Raw genomic sequence first — 17215 nt, forward strand, 5'->3', positions numbered from 1 at the left:
GAGTGCGCCATGGAAAGCCTGACCGTCATCTTCGGCTTCGTCGCCGTCGTCACCCTGCTGCTCGTCCTGTCGGCCCTGCGCTGGACGCGCAGCCGGATGGCGCGCGTGGTGATCCTGCTGCTGTTCGCCCTGCTGCTGCCGGCGGCCTACGCGGCACCGGCGGCGCTGCTGGGCCGCCCGAAGCCGGTCACGCTGGAATGGATGGGGGCCAACGTGCGAGAGGCGAAGGTGCTGAGCGCCACGCTGGTGGAGAACGAAGCGATCTACCTCACCCTTCTCTGGGAGCAGGCGCCCAACCTCTACCGCCTGCCTTGGGACCGCCGCATGGCGGAGCAGTTGCAGGAGGCCCAGCGCGAGGCCCAGCGCAACGGCACGAACCCGATGATGCGGCTGCCCTTCGAGCGATCCTGGGATGACCGGGAGCCGCGATTCTACGCGCAGCCGCAGCCGAAGATGCCGGACAAGCCCTATGAGAACGCGCCCGGCAACGGCGGGCCGGGCGGCAATCCGGGGATCGAGTTCCAGCACCCGGGCCAGCCGACCTGAGACCCGACGGGCTGAGGGCGCTTGCCGGCCGCTTTCGTCATGGCTTCCGTGCAGGCCCCTTGAAGGCGGGGTGCGGCCTCGTCTACGGTTCCGCGATTCCGTCCGCCTGAGCAAAGAGAGTCCCATGCCGTCCTTCGACATCGTGTCCAAGACCGACATCCACGAAATCGACAACGCGCTGAACGGCATGCGCCGCGAGATCGAGACCCGCTTCGACTTCAAGGGCTCGCGCTGCACCGTGGAGCGCACCGAGAACGACATCACCCTTCTGGCCGACGACGCCCCCAAACTGGAACAGATGCAGGAACTGCTGCGGGTCTACGTCACCCGCCGGAAGCTGGACGCCGGCGCCCTGGACTATTCCAAGCCGCCGGAGCGGGCGGCGGGCGATGCGCTGCGTCAGGTCGTCACCGTCAAGCAGGGGATTGCCCAGGACCTCGGCAAGACCATCGTCAAGGCGATCAAGGACGCCAAGATGAAGGTCCAGGTCTCCATCCAGGGCGACGAGCTGCGCGTCACCGGCAAGAAGCGCGACGACCTCCAGGACGCCATCGCCCTGGTGCGCGGGCTGAAGATCGAGCAGCCCCTGCAGTATCTGAACTTCCGGGACTGAGGGCGGACAAGGGCACGCCGCAGGGCCGTTCTTGCCGGGCGAGCGGTCATTCTTGCCGGGTGGGGCGGAAATTTTTGCCGGGCGCGCGGGCGGCGGGGAGGCCGCACCGCCCGCTTCTCCGCCCCTCTCGACGATGGCCCATCCCTTGCTTGCCCTGATCCGGTAGCCGAACGCCGCAGGGTCCACGCGCCATGTCGATACCGGCCAACGCCGACGCTTCCCAGTTGATGCGCATCCGGGCTGAAGAGCTGCTGGAGCGCAAAGGCACGGGTGCGCCCCGGCAGGCGGGGGAACTCGCCGGTCAGTTCGCCGCGATGCTGGAGCAGCTGAACGGCGTCGGCGGCGAGGATGGTGCGTCGGGCCTGATGGCGTCTTCCGCGGCGGGCCCGGTCACCGGAGGCTCGGCGATCGCCCACCGGCTGGGTGTCGGCGCCGTCAGCGTCTTCGCGCAGAGCGGAGGGGATGCGGCGTCCAACGGCCAAAGCGCCGAAGGCCACACCCCCGACATGCCGGCGCCCAACGCCGAGGAGGCCATGCAGGTGGTGCAGAGCGCGCTCCAGGCCGAAAGCGCGCCGAACTTCCGCTGGCTGACCACGCTGCTGACCCAGGGCGTTCCCGACCGCATGAAGACGGGATCGGCCCAGTAACGGCTCAGCCCAGTAACGGCTCAACCCAATAACGGCCGGCTGCCGGCTCAGCGAACCTCCAGCCGGCGTTCCAGCGTGACCACCGTCTTGCCGTCGCGGGTCAGCGTCACGATGCCCTGGTACGGGCCCTTGGGCCATCCCGACGCCGGGCGCTTCAGCCCCTGATAGGCGAACCACGCCGCCTTGTCCCCGGTGATGGCCTTGCTGTTGTCGAACAGGGCCCGGCCGTCGCCGTCGAGGATGCGGATTCGCTGGGTGTCGCCGTCGCGGACGCCCATGATGTCGGACCACAGAACCAGCAGGGGCGAGTCCGGTTTCAGCGTCTCCCCGGCGAACTCGCCGTGGCGGGCCGGTTCGGCTTCCGGAACGCGGCTGGTGGCGAAGCCGGCGCTGAGGCCGGCGGTCGGGCGGTAGGCCAGCGCCTTGGCCGTGGCGGCGTCCCACAGCGGCTTCATGGCCTGGCCGCAGGCGGTGAAGGGTTGCTGGCCGACGAAGGGGTCGACGACCGCGCCGTTGTGGCGCACGCCGAAATGCAGATGGGGGAACTCGGTCAGGCCCGACAGCCCGACGTCTCCCAGCCGTTGCCCGGCCTCTACACGCTGGCCTGGGGTGACCGCGACGCTGCCGCGCTTCATGTGCAGGTAGGCGGTCTGCCAGCCGTCGCCATGCTCGATGATGACGGCGTTGCCGCCCCCGACCTTCATCACCGTGTCGCGACCGATGACGTTGACGTTCACGTCCTCCATGCCGTCGCGCACCCGCAGGACGGTTCCTGCGGCCGCGGCCAGCACGGCGACGCCCTTGTCCATGGCCGTGTAGTCGGGCAGGCGGAAATCCGTGCCGTCATGGCCGTCGTAGCTCAGCCGTCCGCAGGCATGGTCGCGCCAGCCGGGGCCGGGGTCCTCATCGACGTAATTCTGGACGAAGCAGGTCTCTCCGATCCGGCAGTCGATCGGCGCCCCGAAGGCCGGCGGTGCCGCGGCGGCGGGGCCGGCGAAGGCCAGCGCGCCCATAAGGAGGCTTGCGGAGAAGGCGGTGGCGAGCGCGGCGCGGATCATGCGGGCTTCCCTGGGACGAGGGGCGGGTCGGCCAGGGCAGGGTGAGGGAAGCCCGGCTCCGACGCAATCGTGAGGAAGCCATACGCCGGCCGGCCAGAGCCCATCAGCCGGCGATCAGCACCGCGAGCACTTCGGAGGCGAGGATCGTTGGCTTGATCGGTTTGCGGACCATTCGGGCGACGCCCAGCTTGGTCAGCGCCTGCATGGTCAGTTCCGGCGGCACCCGCTCGTCGATTCCGGACAGGACGATGATCCGCAGGTCCGGGCGCAGGTTCTTGGCCACTTGGATGACCTCGAAGCCGTCATGCTCCGGCATGATGAGGTCGGTGACCAGAAGGTCGAACTCATGGAAGGTCAATGACTCGATGGCCGCCCGCGCGTCGGTGCAGCCGGTCACGGTGTTGCCTTCCTTCTCCAGAATCTTGGTGACGATGCTGAGGGATACCGGGTCGTCATCGACGACAAGGATGTCGGCCATCGGAGTTTGCCCTCACGTGAATTGGTGATTGGGTTCGGGATTGGCCGATCTGAATAAGGCCGGGGTGGTTTATGCCCCGTTTATGCAGGGGCGGCCATGCGTCCCGGGCACGGCACCCTACACTCGCGCCCGCACGGCGTTGACTTGGCGTTCCGTGCGCGTAAACTGGGGGCGCCTTCACGGAGAAGGCGCCGGTTGCCCAGCACGGGGGCCGGCGGATTGGGTCATATCGCTTTCAAGAGGATGTGACATGAGCACCGCATTGGCACTGACCACGCCCTTTCCCGGCGAGTCGCTGTCCCGCTACATCGAGCAGGTCCACCGCTTCCCCGTTCTGGGCGCGGAGGAGGAGTATGTGTTGGCCACCGCATGGCGCCAGCATGGCGACATGGAGGCGGCCCGCAAGCTGGTGACCAGTCATCTGCGTCTGGTCGTCAAGATCGCCACCGGCTTCCGCGGCTACGGCCTGCCGATGACCGATCTGGTCGGCGAGGGCAACATCGGCCTGATGACCGCCGTCCGCAAATTCGAACCGGACCGCGGCTTCCGCCTGTCCACCTACGCGATGTGGTGGATCAAGGCGTCCATCCAGGAATACATCCTGCGCTCCTGGAGCCTTGTGAAGCTGGGCACCACCGGCGCCCAGAAGAAGCTCTTCTTCGGCCTGTCCCGCCTGAAGCGCAAGCTGGGCGAGTTCGGCAACGGCGACCTGAAGCCGGAAAGCGTGTCCCGGATCGCCCAGGAACTCGACGTGCCGGAAAGCGACGTGGTGGCGGTGAACCGCCGCTTCGTTCAGCCGGTTGCCTCGCTGAACGCGCCGCTCTCCGCCGGGGAGGGGACCGCGGAGATGCAGGACTTCCTGCCCGACGAGCGCCCGAACGCCGAGGACAGCCTGCTGGAGCGTGACGAGGCGATGCACCGCAGCGCCATGCTGCGCGACGCGATGGCGGTGTTGAAGGACCGCGAGCGCGACATCCTGACCGCCCGCCGCCTCAGCCCCTCGCCGAAGACGCTGGAGGATCTGGCCGCCATCTACGGCGTCAGCCGCGAACGCATCCGCCAGATCGAGGAGCGTGCCTTCCAGAAGCTGTCCCAGCGGGTGCGGGAACTCGCCGCAGCGGCTTGAGGGGGCGGCGCGAAGGGAGGCGCATTGCCTCCCAATCCTCCCTGGTGTATATCGAAGGGCGTATATCCTGGAGGGTTGGTTTCCGTCCTCGGGGCCGTTCCGCCGGGTGAGACGGGGCGGCGTTCTCCTGCCTGGGGTTGTGGTACGGGGAGTGGTGGATGCAACAGATGTTGTGATTTCGCCGCAATTTGTTGGAAAACGCTCCGCAAGCCGTCATAATGACAACTCGGTTTCTATGCACCCCTGGGTATCGGGCCTCGTCTCGATCATCCGGGGCGCCTTGGTGAGCGGGTACGGTTTTGTCCAACGTGTCTCCGGCAGAGCATCAGGGGCCTGACAGCCCGCCCACCCCGGCAATGCCGACCACATCGGCGTTTCTGGCGTCGCTGGCTGACAGCCTCATGCATCAGGCCTCCTTCGCGTTGGTCTACGCCGACGCCGGGCGGTGCTGCCTGTTCGCCAATTCCGCCTTCGCCACCGCCTTGCGGACGTCGCCCGAAGCTTTGGCAGGGCGGTCCCTGGCCGAGTTCGACCATCCGCTGGCGCGCGCGGTCGTGCAGGCGCTGGACCGCGCCGGCCAGACCGGAGAGGCCGCCCCGGTGGATTGCGAGGTCGAACGGGCGGACGGCGGGCGCGGCGTGCTGACCGGCTGCGTCCTTCCCCACCGCACCGGGGACGGGGGCCAAGGCTTCCTGGGGCTGTTTCAGGACGTGACCGATCCGGCCCGCATCGCCGATTTCGTCCTGCGCCGCGATCCCTTCGTGACCACGCTGCTCGACGCGGCGGTGGACGGGGTGGTCGTGGCGGACCGCCATGGCATCATCCGCACGGTCAACCGGTCCTGCCGCGACCTGTTCGGCTATGACGAGGAGGAGTTGATCGGGCGGAACGTCTCCGTCCTGATGCCGTCGCCTTTTTCCCGTGATCACGACAAGTACATCGGCAGCTATCTGGAAACGGAACGCGCCAAGATCATCGGCATCGGGCGCGACGCGCTCGGGCGCCGCAAGGACGGCGCGGTGTTCCCGATCCATCTCAGCGTCGGGCAGGCCCAGTTGGCGCGCGAGGTCGTGTTCGTCGGCATCATCCGCGACATCTCCGAACGGCTGGCGGCGGAGCAGCGGGCGACCTATCTCGCCCGGCACGACCCGCTGACCGGCGTTCTGACCCGCACCGCCTTCCTGGAGGAGTGCGAGGCCGTGCTCGCCGCGCCCTTTCCCGGTCAGGAAGGGGGTCTGTTTGCGCTCTACGCGCTCGACGTCGATCAGTTCAGCGACATCAACGAGGCGTTCGGCTTCCATGTCGGCGACGCCGCTCTGAAGGCGATGGTCAGCCGCGTGACCGAGGTGCTGCCGCAGCAGACCTACGTCTGCCGCATCGCCGCCGACGAATTCGCCGCCCTGTCCCGCGTGGAGAGCGCGGAGCAGGCGGAGACGATGGCCGATCTGCTGCATGACCGGCTGACCGCCTCCATCTACGCCGACCGCCATTGGGTGCGGCTGCGCCTGTCCATCGGCGCCGCGGTGCAGGACGCCGATATCCGCACGCTGGAGGAGCTGAACGCCAAGGCCAAGCTGGCGCTTCAGGCGGCCCAGCACAACGGCGGCAACACCGTCTGCTTCTACACGCCGGAGATGGCCGCGGCGGCGACCCGGCGCATGTTCCTGACCATGCATCTCGCCCATGCCATCGAGCGGAACGAGCTGCACATGGCCTACCAACCCATCGTGGAGGCCCGCTCCGGCCGGATCGTGGGGGCGGAGGCGCTGCTGCGCTGGAACCAGCACACGCTGGGTCCGGTCTCCCCCGGGGAATTCATTCCGGTCGCCGAGGAAAGCGGCCTGATCGTCCCCATCACCGACTGGGTGCTGACCGCGGTCGTCGAGCAGATGGCCGTGTGGGAGAAGGCGGGCACCCTGCCCAACCAGATCTTCATCAACATCTCCGGTCCGCAGTTCCTGCGCGGCAACCTCAGCTCCCGTCTTGAGGATCTGCTGGGCTGCCATCCGGAGTTGCGCGGACGGCTGGGGCTGGAGATCACCGAGCAGGCGGCGGTGCGCGATCTGAAGGCCGCCGTGCAGACCCTGACGGAGTTGGAGGCCATCGACGTCCAGGTGGCCATCGACGATTTCGGGTCGGGCTATTCGTCGCTCAGTTATGTGCAGCAGCTTCCGGTGTCGAAGCTGAAGATCGACCGCGCCTTCATGGAAGACATCCCGGACAACTTGAAGAACGGGGCGCTGGTCCGCGCCGCGGTCGGCATGGCGCACGGCCTCGGCCTCGTCACGGTGGCCGAAGGGGTCGAGACGGAGGAGCAGCGGGACTTCCTGGTCTCCGTCGGCTGCGATCTCCTGCAAGGCTACTTGTTCGGCCGCCCGGCCGCCCCGGATGCCTTCGCGGCGATGGTCCGCGCCCAGCAGCCCGCGATGGCCTGAGCGTCCGGCGGAAGAGGCCGGACGGGTTTCACCCTTCCAGCCGTTCCGGCTCCTTTCCGGCCAAGGCGGGCGCCTCGATGGCGCGGGCGGGCAGGCGCTCGCGGCGGGTTTCCCGACGCTGCCAACGGCGGAAGGAGCGTTTCGACCACCAGGACAGGATCGTCTGCCAAAGCCGTTCCGGCCCCTGGAACAGCGGCACGCGGGGCTTGTCCAACGCCGACGGCTCCAGCGCGAGGCCGACCGAGGTGATCTGCCCGTCCTGCATGTCGCGGACGATCAACTCCACCCCGCCCATCCGCATCCGATCGCCCAGTTCGCAGGCGCCGCCGAACTCGTTGCGCAGCAGGTCGCGCAGCGACCGCTGGGCGTTGGCCAGCGACAGGGGCAGGCCGTACATCTCGGCGATCTGCTCCACGGTTGCGTCTGGGTTCAGCGCCAGATCGCCGTAGAAGGCACGGTCGTCCTGATCCAGCGGCCGGCTCTCGGCGAACAGCTTGTCGATCAGCGGCAGTTGGCTGGGCGGGGTGAACAGGTAGACCATGTCCCCGGCCTGGAGCGTCCGCGCCTTGTGCAGCGGCACCACGCGCCCGTCGCGGATGACCAGGGAGGGGCGGGCGAAGCGCGGCGTGCGCTGGCCGCGGGCGGCGGGGCTCTTGGGGTGGACGGTGTAGGCGACCATCTCCTGGTCGGCCCCGCCGGGCAGTTCCAACTCGAACCGTTCGACCGGGCCGCGCCGCGGCGGGACGATCAGCTTCAGCCAGCGCGCCATCGGGCCGATCGTCCAGCCCTGCACCGCCAGCGACACGATCACCACCAGGAAGGCCGTGTTGAAGATCACCTGACCGCCCGGCAATCCGCCCAGGATCGGCACCAGCGCCAGCAGCATCGACACCGCGCCGCGCAGCCCGACCCAGGCCATGAAGGTCTTCTCGTTGGCCGAGAAGCGGAAGGGCAGCAGGCACAACCACACCGCCAGTGGCCGCGCCAGCAGGATCAGCAGGACGGCCAGGGCCAGGGCGGGCAGGGCGATCGCCCCGAAGTCGTGCGGCGTGGCGAACAGGCCCAGCATGACGAACATGACGATCTGGCTGAGCCAGGTCAGGCCCGAATGGAATTGGCGCAGGCCCAGCGCCCCGCGCAGCTTCACGTTGCCGGCGACCAGACCCGCGGCATAGACGGCGAGGAAGCCGCTGCCGCCCAGCTCGTTCGTGCCGGCGAACAGGAACAGGGCGAAAGCCAGGGTGACCACCGGGTTGAGGCCGGGGTCGAGACGGGCCTTGTTGATGAAGGCGGCCAGCCCGGCCCCGCCCAGCACGCCGAGGACCGCCCCGCCGGCGATCTGCTTGACCAGGAAGCCAGCCAGCTCCAGCGGCGTTCCCCAGCCGTGCAGCGCCGCCTCCACCAGCATCGCGGTCAGCAGGATGGCCGTCGGGTCGTTGCTGCCGGACTCGATCTCCAGCGTCGAGCGCACGCGGTCGCGGATGGTGATGCCGCCGACCCGCAGCAGGAAGAACACCGCCGCCGCGTCGGTGGAACTGACCGCCGCGCCGACCAGGAAGGATTCAATCCAGGGCAGGCCCAGCAGAAAATGCGCGGCGACGCCGATGACCGCGGAGGTGATGGCGACCCCGAAGGTGGCGAGGCTGAGCGCCGGCCAGGCGGCGGCGCGGTAGCTCGACAGCTTGGTGTCGAGGCCGCTTTCGAAGAGGATCACGGCGAGCGCGATGGAGCCGATCAAAAAGGCGCTGTCCGCGTCGTTGAAGCTGATGCCTCCGATGCCGTCGATCCCGGCGAACAGCCCGACGCCCAGGAAGATCAGCAGCAGCGGTGTGCCGATCCGCAGCGCCAGATAGCTGGTCAGGATGCTGACGATCAGCAGCGACGACCCGATCAGGATGATGGTGCTCGCTGTCTCCATAGTCCTCGCGCCGGGAAGGGAGTGATGCCGCCTTTGCGGTCATCCGATTTTGGCAATTCTTGGGCGCGAGTGCAACGCAGCGGCCAAAATTTCCCAATGTTCCTAAAATAATACAGAAATGTCTCCCGCAATGCAGCATTGCGGCGGGCTACAATCCTTCCGGGTTAATGCAACGGGCGAGGGGCATTTCATGTTTCGTACACGGCGTATTCCGACACCACCCCTCGCAGCCCTGATCCTTGTCCTGTCCTCCGCCGCGGCGACGGCGGGAGCCTTGCCGGACCTGGACCGCACGGCGGCGGGCGGCGGTGCCACGCCGATCCGGTTCGACAAGAAGGCGATCGATCTCGGCGGTTGGGGCGCCCTGGAGGTCGGCCAGACGGAAAGCGCGTCGCGCCGGATGGTGGTGACCACGCCGGTGCGCGACCAATGGTTCTCCGACCCGGTTTTCATGAACGACGGCGCCTTCGGCGGGCCGGACGCGCGGGCGACTTATTATTCGCCGCGCCTGCACGGCTTCAACATCGGCCTCGGCTACACCCCTGTCCGCACGGAACTGGGCGCGGCCGATCCGCTCGCCCGCCATGTGGTGGAAGGCGTGGTGCGGCACGACGGCCGGCTGGGCAAGGCCCGGCTGCGCATCACCGCGGGGGCGGGCAAGGCCGCTGTCGCCAAGGACCGCGGCACGCCCCGCCGGTCCTGGGTAGTCGGCGGGCAGGTCACGCTGCCCGGCGTCACGGTCGGTGCCGGCTATCGCGAGCAGTCACCCGACGACGGCGCAGCGCGGCGGACGCTCAACGCCGGCCTTTATCTGGAGCAGGGCACGCCGGTTCGGGGCTGGACGGTGATGGGGCGGCTGGCCCACAGCCAGGTCGGCGCCGAGGCGCCGCAGGAGGCTTGGTCCACGGGCCTGCGGTTCCGCATGTCGCCGAAGGTCAGCGTCACCGCCGATCTGGGCACCATGACCTACAGCGGAGACCCGTCCGACAGCACGATGCTGCGCGTCGGAACCCGCGTTCTGTTCTGAAACGGTGCCCGAACGGGCCTGGTATCCCTCTTTCGTCCTTATCCAAGGGTGGATTCCCGACGGAATCGCGATGTCGTGGAAGCAAATCGCCCTCTCGCCTGTTTATAGGGGCGAGAAGCACCACAAGGAGGGTTTGGACATGTCTCGTTTGCGCCTGATCGGGACCGCCATTGCGCTGTTGACGCTCGCGGCCTGTTCGACCGGCGGGGTGGTTGGCGGCACGGCTGGCGCCGCGGGCGGCTACGCGGTGGACGGCAAGCGTGGCGCCATCATCGGTGGCCTGGGCGGCGCCGCGCTGGGCACGGCTCTGGATCGCTGACCGGACGCAACGGGTACATCCGTTGCCGATTGCGACAAGCGCGTCGCGCCGACCGGGCGCGGCGCGCTTTCGTTTTTTCAGGCGCGCCATTCCTTGCGCAGGATGGCGTACTGCATCGTGTTCTCGAAGACGGGATGTCCGTCGCCATCCGTCTTGAAGGATATGAATTCCACGAACAGCCCTTCCTTCCTCATGCCAAGCCGTTCGCACAGGCGCTGCGACGCGACGTTGGTCTCCTCGACATAGGCGTAGAGGCGGCGGGCCTGCTTCACCGTGAACAGATGGTCGAAGAGGGCGCGCGCGGCCTCCGCGGCGTATCCGGCCCCGGCAAAATCCGCGTTGAAGTTCCAGCCGACGGTGTGGGTGTCCGGCGGTTCGGGCACCTGGAACACGTCGCCGATCACCCGGCCGGTGCTGCGCAGGCACACGGCGATGTGCTCGTCGCTTCGGCTGCGCGTTTCAACCTCCGCGGCGGCCGCGTCGAGGTCGTCCAGCTTGAGCGAGAGGAAGCAGCTTGCCCGGGGGTGACGCAGATAGGCGAACAGGTCGGGCGCATCCCCCTCCCGGAAGGGCCTCAGGATCAGGCGGTCCGTGGTGATGGGGTCCATGCGTCGTCTCAGCGGAAGGGGCCGGAACCGGAAGCCGGCAGATCATGAGCCGGTCAATTTTGCCGCCCGGCACATCGGAGCCCCAGGCATCCCACTTATGCGGTTGATTGCCAAGCATATTTAAAGTTGCACAAAACTTGCTTGCGGGATCTCCAACCCATCGGTCACGAGAAACCGTCATGCAAATCGGCAGCTATTTAACCGAGGTCTCCCGCGTCGTCGCCAAGTTCACGGCGCAGAACGAGAAGACCGAACCGGAGAAGGAGGCGAGCGGCGTCAGCGCCGCCGACGCCTTCCTCAAGGAGGCGCGTAAATCACCGGCCCAACGCATCCGGGACCAGATTCTCGCCCGCATGAAGCTGGACGAGGAGTCCCTCGCCTCCATGCCGGCGGAGAAGCGCGCCGCGGTCGAGAAGCAGATCGCCGAGGAGCTGAAGCGCCAGTTGTCCGGCGAGAAGGACCGGCGCGGCGCGGCGGTCGACTTGACCGCCTGACACCGCTCATACAGGGGGCGCGTAACCGAACACCCTCAACGCGTCCTGAAGGTCGGGGAGGACGCGCTCGACCGCCGCCTCCCCCTCGCGGATGCAGTCCTCCGCCCGGTCGAACTCCGACAGGCCGATGTGCCCCAGCCGCGGCGTGATGTGCACGTCCGGCGGCTCGCCGGCCAGACGGGACCGCGCGATGCGGTCGGTGACGATGCCCAGCGAGGAGACCATGACGCCGAACAGGCTCGGCCCCTCGTAATCGCGTCGGAAGATGCGGCGGCTCAGCGCGCCGATGGGCACGCGGAAACCGGCGCGGGATTTGGACTCGCCATCCGGCTCCTGCTCCTCGTCGATCAGCTTGAGGAGGTCGAACCCCGCCGCGGTCGGCACGGCGGCGCCGGGACGCCGCGATTTGCCGATGATGTCGGCGGCCAGATTGACGGCGATCACCATCTGGGCGCCCAAGGCCCGGCAGGCCGACACCGGCACCGGGTTGACCAGGGCGCCGTCGACCATCCAGCGCCCTTCGAAGCGCACCGGCGGGAAGACGCCGGGCAGAGAGAAGGAGGCGCGCAGCGCGTCCACCAGCGGGCCGTTGCGCATCCACACCTCGTGCCCGGTGACCAGATCGGTGGCGATGGCGGCGAAGGGGCTGGGCAGTTCCTCAATCAGAACGTCGCCCAGATGATGGCGCATCTCGGCGACCAGCCGGTCCCCGCCGATCAGCCCGCCGCCCTGGCGCAGCCGCAGGTCCAGATAGCCGACGATCTTCATCCGGGTCAGGCTGCGCGTCCACTCCTCCAGTGCGTCGAGCTTGCCGGCGAGGTGGAGGCCGCCGACCAGCGCGCCCACCGAGCTGCCGCAGACGATGTCCGCTTCGATCCCGTAGCGTTCCAGCGCCCGCAGGACGCCGATGTGCGCCCAGCCGCGGGCCACCCCGGCGCCCAGCGCCAGACCGATGCGCGGCCGGTGATGGTGTTGGCCGTAGCGATTGCCGGGACTCTGTCCGTTTTCGCCGTCCGCCGCCATGGCGCCTCCTTTGCACGGGGTGGAGCGCGTTCCGGTCGGTATCGTGCCATCCGTCCGGTTAAGGAAGCTTGATCGGTTCCGCCCCGCCGGACAAGGCCCGCCGGACGGGCCCCGGTGAAGTAAGGCCCGGTGAAGTAAGGCCCGGTGAAGTAAGGCCCGGTGAAGTAAGGCCCGGTGAAGTAAGCCCCGGTGAAGTAAGGCCCGGTGGACAAGCACCGGCGCCATCGGCTAAGCCATCGCGATTGCGCTACAGGAAGACGTGCACGTGAGCAAGAAGAGCGGAGAACGGCTGCGCCTCGACGCGGCGACGGAACGGCTGGTCGGCCGCATGCTGCGGGAATGGGTGCGCCCCTACACCGGCAAGCTGATGGTGTCCTTCCTGCTGATGGCCGTGGTGGCGGCGGCGACCGGCGCCTATCCGCTGCTGATCGACCAGGCCTACTCGATGTTCTCCGAGCAGGACCGCGGCATGCTGCTGGTCATCCCGCTCCTGATCATCGTGGTCACGGCGGTCAAGGCGCTGTCCATGTATTCCCAGACGGTGGTGACCACCGACATCGTGCAGCGGATCATCACCGACGTGCGCCTGTCGATGTTCGACCATCTGCTGCGGTCCGACACCGCGCAGCTTCACGCGGCCCCCACCGGCACGCTGACCTCCCGCTTCATCAGCGACGTCGACCTGATCCGCAACGCCCTGTCGCGGACGCTGACCGGGCTGGTGCGCGATATCCTGACGGTGATCGCGCTGGTCGGGTCGATGTTCTATCTCGACTGGGTGCTGTCGCTGATCGTCTTCCTGATCTACCCGATCGCCGCCATTCCCATCGTGAACATCGGCAAGCGGCTGCGCCGCGTGTCGCGCGACACCCAGGCGCAGATGGGCGACATGACCGCCCTGCTGACGGAAAGCCTGGCCGGCGCCCGCATGGTCAAGACCTACTCGCTGGAGGAATACGAGCGCGCCCGCGCCGCCCGCGCCTTCGAGGACAACTTCGCCCTGACCATGAAGGCGACCCGCGCCCGCTCGCGCATCGATCCGATGATGGAGGTTCTGGGCGGCGCCGCGGTGGCCGGGGTAATCGCCTTCGCCGGCTACCGCATGGCGATGGGCGAGGGCTCGGTCGGCGCCTTCTCCGGCTTCGTCGGCGCGCTCCTGATGGCGGCGCAGCCGGTGCGCGCCATCGGCACGCTGAATGCCGTGCTCCAGGAAGGTCTGGCCGCCGCCCAGCGCATCTTCGAGCTGGTGGACGAGAAGCCGACCATCACCGAGCAGCCCGGCGCGAAGCCCCTGGCGGTGGAGCGCGCCGCCGTGTCCTTGCGCGACGTCCGCTTCGCCTACGAGGAGGGGACGGAGACGCTGAAGGGCATCGACCTGGACGTTCCGGCGGGGGCCACGGTGGCGCTCGTCGGGCGCAGCGGTGCCGGCAAGTCCACCGTCTTCAACCTCATCCCGCGCCTCTACGACGCGACCGGCGGGCAGGTGCTGATCGACGGGCAGGACGTGCGGGCGGTGACGTTGAAGAGCCTGCGCGGCGTCATCTCGCTGGTCAGCCAGGACACGGTGCTGTTCAACGACACGGTGCGCGCCAACATCGCCTTCGGGCGGCTGGACGCCCCCTTCGACGACATCGTGGCCGCCGCGAAGGCCGCCGCCGCGCACGACTTCGTCGCCCGGCTGCCGGAGGGCTACGACACGGTGATCGGCGACCGCGGCGTGAAGCTGTCGGGCGGCGAGCGGCAGCGCCTTGCGCTCGCCCGCGCCTTTCTGAAGGACGCGCCGATCCTGCTGCTCGACGAGGCGACGAGCGCGCTGGACAGCGAGTCCGAGCGGCTGGTGCAGGGGGCGCTGGAACGGCTGACCCAGGGGCGCACGACGCTGGTCATCGCCCACCGCTTGGCCACCGTGCGCAACGCCGACCGGATCGTCGTGATGGAGGGCGGGCGCATCCTGGAGCAGGGCACCCACGACGCCCTGATCGCGCAGAACGGCACCTACGCCCGCCTGTGCAAGCTCCAGTTCGGCGAGGACGGCGAGGCCGCCCTGCTGGCGCCCTGATCTGGCAAAGCGGAACCGGGCTTAGTCCGCCGCGGGCACCATCTCCACCACGGCGTTGCGCAGCTCGTGGGCAGCGATGGGTTTGTGCAGCAGGGTGTGGCCGCCCGCGCGGGCTTCCGCCAGACGCTCCGGGGCGGTGTCGCCGGTGATGATCGTCGCCGGAACCGGCGTCCTCAAGCGGTCGCACACCGCCCGGATGGCGTCCAGCCCGGTCTTCCCATCGCGCAGGCGGTAATCGGCCAGGATCGCGCTCGGCCATTCCCCGCTCTCGACGTGCTGAACCGCGTCCTCGATGGAGCCCGCCGTCAGCACCCGATAGCCCCAGCCCTCCAGCATCGCCTGCAGGCCGAGGCGGATCAGCGGTTCGTCGTCGATCACCAGGATCAGGCCGCGCCCGTCGCTGGTCACCGGCCGGGCTGCCACCGGTTCGGAGCGGGCGGCGTGGCGGGCGATCAGCGGCACGTCGACGCAGAAGGCGGAGCCGGCTCCCGGCCTGGAGCGCAGGTGAACCTTGTGACCGAGCAGGCGGGCGAGACGGCGCACCACCGCCAGCCCCAGCCCCAGCCCCTTGCTGCGGTCCCGCTCCTGGTTGCCGACCTGGAAGAACTCCTCGAAGATGTCCTCGTGCTTGTCGGGCGGGATGCCGATGCCGGAATCCATCACCTCGATGCGCAGGCGGTCTCCTTGGCGCCGGCAGCCGATCAGCAGACCGCCCCGTTCGGTGTAGCGCAGCGCGTTTTCCACCAGATTGCGCAGGATGCGCATCAGCAGCGCCGGGTCGCTGCGGGTCGTCAGGGCACAGGGAACCACGCGCATCCGCAGCCCCTTCGCCTCCGCCTGGGGAAGGTATTCGGCGCCAAGCTGTTCGATGATCGGGCCGATCGCCAGATCCTGCAATTGCGGAACGATCAGCCCGGCATCCAGCTTGGACACGTCGAGCAGGCTGTCGAGCAGCATGCGCAGCCCGTCCATCGCCTGCCCCATGGAGTCGAGAAGCGGGGTGGCGGGGTGCCCGTCCAGCCGTTCCTCCAGCGCCGACTGGAACAGCATCATCGCCTGCACCGGCTGCCGCAGGTCGTGGCTCGCGGCGGCAAGGAACTTGGACTTCGCGACGTTGGCGCGATCGGCCTCGGCCTTCGAGGCGCGCAGGGCGTCCTCGGTGCGGCGGCGTTCGGTGATGTTGCGGACGATCCCGGTGAAATAGCGGCGCTTCCCGGCGGTCCATTCGGTGACCGCCAGCTCGATCGGGAAGATCGAACCGTCCTTGTGCCGTCCTTCGACCTCGCGCCCGATGCCGATGATCTTCCGCTCACCCGTGCGCTGGTAGGCCTGCAGATAGCCGTCATGGGCGGAGTGGTAGGGCTCCGGCATCAGGATGCGGATGTTCCGGCCGACCGCTTCGCCGGCCTCGTAGCCGAAGATGCGCTCCGCCGCCGGGTTGAAGCTCTGGATCGTGCCGGTCTCGTCGATGACCAGCATGGCGTCCACCGCGGTCTGCACGATGGCGCGGTGGCGGGCCTCGCTTTCCGCCAGCGCCGCCTCGCGCCGCCGGATGAGGTCCGCGGCGTTGCGGATGGCGCGGCCGACCGCCTCGATCTCGGCCACCCCGCCGTCGGGCGGTGAAACCGGGTGTCCGGCGCCCAACGCCTCGGCCGCTCCGGCCAGTTGGGAGACGGAGCGCGTAAGGCGCCGTCCGAGCAGAATTGCCGCCCCGATGCCGATCAGCAGAAGAACGATGCCGCCACCAGTGAAGAGCAGGAGGGCGTGGCGCGCCGGGGAGGCCACCAGGGTCGTGGGGACGCTGGTCGCGACCACCCAGCCGAAGGTCCGCGACCGGCTGTAGGCCTGGATCGCCTCCACATTCTCCAGATTGACGGCGCGGTGGATTCCGTCCGGCACCTGCCTCATTCGTGTCCACAGCGAGGCGGGAAGCCGTTTGCCGACGAGTTGTTCGGTCAGATGCGACCGGGCGATGACGACGCCCTGCTGATCGATCACCTCGGCCTGCCAACCCGCCGGGATGCGCTCCGGCGACACGATGGCCTGAAGCCGTTCCTGGGGAATGTTCAAGCTCAGCAGGTAGCGGATCTGGCCGTCGCGGATCACCGGGGCGACCACCGCAAGAATTGGTGCCTGGCTCACGTCGCCGGTGAAGAGGCCGGTGACCTGTGGCCGCCCCGTGTCAATCACCCGCTGGTCGGCTTCGAGCACCGTGCTGTCCGGCAGGTCCGCCCCCCAGGGCGCGCGGCTGTTGACCCGTTGCCGGCCTTGCGGGTCGCGGAGGACCACGTTGGTGCCCAGCCGATCCCGCACGCCGATGGCTTGCCGGTAGAAGGCGGCCAGATCATCCGTCGTCAGGCTTTCCGACGTGGACAGCACCTCGGCGGCGGCGATCTGGCGGTTCACCTCGCGTTCCACATCCTCGGCCAGCAGGCGCGTCCGGTCGAGCACGAGCTGCTCCGTCTGCTGGGCCTGCGCATCGACGTTGCGGATGAGGAGGGACACCGAGAAAAGGACCAGCGGGACCGCAACCGCCATGACCAGAAGGATGAGCCAGCCCCGCACCCGTTGCGGCCGCATCCGCAAAGCCGGCCGCCGAATCGGCTGCCGCAGGGTCTCGGTGGTGGGAATCATCGAATCGACCGGCGTTCAAACACAACCTTGCGCCGCATCGCCTGGGGAAATCGGCTGATCGAGGCGTTTCCGGTCCGAACGTACCGAGGCATTTCGCAGACCATTCCAGAGGCAACCGGTTGTGGGCATCTCTGAACCAGACTGTATCATATCGCGCAATAATTGGTTGATAATCCATCCATCGGTTCATGGGAGAGCATCTGGAGAGCGCCTCAACACACGACGCGTTT

The 17215-nt window shown here is 68.4% G+C and carries 15 protein-coding genes; 9 read left to right on the forward strand and 6 right to left on the reverse strand.

The window, feature by feature from the left end; translation table 11 throughout:
- Positions 1-9 precede the first annotated feature (9 nt).
- The 3 genes from ACWPN7_RS04470 to ACWPN7_RS04480 all read left to right on the forward strand — a co-directional run bounded on the left by ACWPN7_RS04470 (position 10) and on the right by ACWPN7_RS04480 (position 1806).
- Complete coding sequence (locus ACWPN7_RS04470) at positions 10-546, forward strand: hypothetical protein (protein WP_149650378.1); 537 nt, start codon at positions 10-12, stop codon at positions 544-546.
- 124 nt (positions 547-670) lie between these two features.
- Complete coding sequence (locus tag ACWPN7_RS04475) at positions 671-1159, forward strand: YajQ family cyclic di-GMP-binding protein (protein ID WP_035679074.1); 489 nt, start codon at positions 671-673, stop codon at positions 1157-1159.
- A gap of 191 nt (positions 1160-1350) precedes the next feature.
- Complete coding sequence (locus ACWPN7_RS04480; RefSeq protein WP_051658214.1) at positions 1351-1806, forward strand: hypothetical protein; 456 nt, start codon at positions 1351-1353, stop codon at positions 1804-1806.
- A gap of 47 nt (positions 1807-1853) precedes the next feature.
- Here ACWPN7_RS04480 and ACWPN7_RS04485 read toward each other — a convergent pair whose 3' ends face one another.
- Entirely contained in the window at positions 1854-2864 is a 1011-nt protein-coding gene (locus tag ACWPN7_RS04485) for a M23 family metallopeptidase (RefSeq protein WP_103039170.1), read from the reverse strand.
- 103 nt (positions 2865-2967) lie between these two features.
- Entirely contained in the window at positions 2968-3342 is a 375-nt protein-coding gene (locus ACWPN7_RS04490; protein ID WP_040134186.1) for a response regulator, read from the reverse strand.
- 250 nt (positions 3343-3592) lie between these two features.
- Here ACWPN7_RS04490 and rpoH point away from each other — a divergent pair, with 250 nt between their 5' ends.
- Together rpoH and ACWPN7_RS04500 are read left to right on the forward strand one after the other, a co-directional pair.
- Positions 3593-4468 carry an RNA polymerase sigma factor RpoH gene (rpoH, locus tag ACWPN7_RS04495; protein ID WP_103039169.1) on the forward strand — a complete coding sequence of 292 codons (876 nt, stop codon included), beginning with the start codon at positions 3593-3595 and terminating at the stop codon, positions 4466-4468.
- A 401-nt stretch (positions 4469-4869) separates the two neighbouring features.
- Positions 4870-6903 (forward strand): putative bifunctional diguanylate cyclase/phosphodiesterase, encoded by a 2034-nt coding sequence (locus tag ACWPN7_RS04500; protein WP_459196739.1) that lies wholly within the window; start codon positions 4870-4872, stop codon positions 6901-6903.
- A 28-nt stretch (positions 6904-6931) separates the two neighbouring features.
- Here ACWPN7_RS04500 and ACWPN7_RS04505 read toward each other — a convergent pair whose 3' ends face one another.
- Positions 6932-8821, reverse strand: coding sequence for a potassium/proton antiporter (locus ACWPN7_RS04505; RefSeq protein ID WP_149650373.1), 1890 nt, complete (start codon positions 8819-8821; stop codon positions 6932-6934).
- Positions 8822-9011: 190 nt separating this feature from the next.
- On the opposite strand from ACWPN7_RS04505, the gene ACWPN7_RS04510 reads away from it, so the two are divergent.
- Together ACWPN7_RS04510 and ACWPN7_RS04515 are read left to right on the forward strand one after the other, a co-directional pair.
- Positions 9012-9848: a porin gene (locus tag ACWPN7_RS04510; protein ID WP_137105258.1), complete on the forward strand. Its 837-nt coding sequence runs from the start codon at positions 9012-9014 to the stop codon at positions 9846-9848.
- A gap of 139 nt (positions 9849-9987) precedes the next feature.
- Positions 9988-10167: a hypothetical protein gene (locus ACWPN7_RS04515; RefSeq protein ID WP_014198692.1), complete on the forward strand. Its 180-nt coding sequence runs from the start codon at positions 9988-9990 to the stop codon at positions 10165-10167.
- Between the two features lie 77 nt (positions 10168-10244).
- Here ACWPN7_RS04515 and ACWPN7_RS04520 read toward each other — a convergent pair whose 3' ends face one another.
- Positions 10245-10775: a GNAT family N-acetyltransferase gene (locus tag ACWPN7_RS04520; RefSeq protein WP_040134181.1), complete on the reverse strand. Its 531-nt coding sequence runs from the start codon at positions 10773-10775 to the stop codon at positions 10245-10247.
- Positions 10776-10954: 179 nt separating this feature from the next.
- Between ACWPN7_RS04520 and ACWPN7_RS04525 the strand changes: the two genes are divergently transcribed.
- Positions 10955-11269, forward strand: a complete 315-nt coding sequence (locus ACWPN7_RS04525) for a hypothetical protein (protein WP_051658213.1) — start codon at positions 10955-10957, stop codon at positions 11267-11269.
- Positions 11270-11275: 6 nt separating this feature from the next.
- Here ACWPN7_RS04525 and ACWPN7_RS04530 read toward each other — a convergent pair whose 3' ends face one another.
- Complete coding sequence (locus ACWPN7_RS04530; protein WP_200474544.1) at positions 11276-12292, reverse strand: patatin-like phospholipase family protein; 1017 nt, start codon at positions 12290-12292, stop codon at positions 11276-11278.
- A gap of 265 nt (positions 12293-12557) precedes the next feature.
- Here ACWPN7_RS04530 and ACWPN7_RS04535 point away from each other — a divergent pair, with 265 nt between their 5' ends.
- Entirely contained in the window at positions 12558-14351 is a 1794-nt protein-coding gene (locus ACWPN7_RS04535) for an ABC transporter ATP-binding protein (protein WP_040134179.1), read from the forward strand.
- A gap of 21 nt (positions 14352-14372) precedes the next feature.
- Here ACWPN7_RS04535 and ACWPN7_RS04540 read toward each other — a convergent pair whose 3' ends face one another.
- Positions 14373-16985 carry a hybrid sensor histidine kinase/response regulator gene (locus ACWPN7_RS04540; protein WP_456525682.1) on the reverse strand — a complete coding sequence of 871 codons (2613 nt, stop codon included), beginning with the start codon at positions 16983-16985 and terminating at the stop codon, positions 14373-14375.
- Positions 16986-17215 lie beyond the last annotated feature (230 nt).

The sequence above is a fragment of the Azospirillum sp. UENF 312511 genome (assembly GCF_058780635.1).

Coding starts and splice junctions, on each gene's coding strand:
- ACWPN7_RS04470 (WP_149650378.1), top strand. CDS start 10: ATGGAAAGCCTGACCGTCATCTTCGGCTTCGTCGCCGTCGTCACCCTG.
- ACWPN7_RS04510 (WP_137105258.1), top strand. CDS start 9,012: ATGTTTCGTACACGGCGTATTCCGACACCACCCCTCGCAGCCCTGATC.
- ACWPN7_RS04480 (WP_051658214.1), top strand. CDS start 1,351: ATGTCGATACCGGCCAACGCCGACGCTTCCCAGTTGATGCGCATCCGG.
- ACWPN7_RS04505 (WP_149650373.1), bottom strand. CDS start 8,821: ATGGAGACAGCGAGCACCATCATCCTGATCGGGTCGTCGCTGCTGATC.
- ACWPN7_RS04520 (WP_040134181.1), bottom strand. CDS start 10,775: ATGGACCCCATCACCACGGACCGCCTGATCCTGAGGCCCTTCCGGGAG.
- ACWPN7_RS04530 (WP_200474544.1), bottom strand. CDS start 12,292: ATGGCGGCGGACGGCGAAAACGGACAGAGTCCCGGCAATCGCTACGGC.
- ACWPN7_RS04500 (WP_459196739.1), top strand. CDS start 4,870: ATGCATCAGGCCTCCTTCGCGTTGGTCTACGCCGACGCCGGGCGGTGC.
- ACWPN7_RS04515 (WP_014198692.1), top strand. CDS start 9,988: ATGTCTCGTTTGCGCCTGATCGGGACCGCCATTGCGCTGTTGACGCTC.
- rpoH (WP_103039169.1), top strand. CDS start 3,593: ATGAGCACCGCATTGGCACTGACCACGCCCTTTCCCGGCGAGTCGCTG.
- ACWPN7_RS04490 (WP_040134186.1), bottom strand. CDS start 3,342: ATGGCCGACATCCTTGTCGTCGATGACGACCCGGTATCCCTCAGCATC.
- ACWPN7_RS04525 (WP_051658213.1), top strand. CDS start 10,955: ATGCAAATCGGCAGCTATTTAACCGAGGTCTCCCGCGTCGTCGCCAAG.
- ACWPN7_RS04540 (WP_456525682.1), bottom strand. CDS start 16,985: ATGATTCCCACCACCGAGACCCTGCGGCAGCCGATTCGGCGGCCGGCT.
- ACWPN7_RS04485 (WP_103039170.1), bottom strand. CDS start 2,864: ATGATCCGCGCCGCGCTCGCCACCGCCTTCTCCGCAAGCCTCCTTATG.
- ACWPN7_RS04475 (WP_035679074.1), top strand. CDS start 671: ATGCCGTCCTTCGACATCGTGTCCAAGACCGACATCCACGAAATCGAC.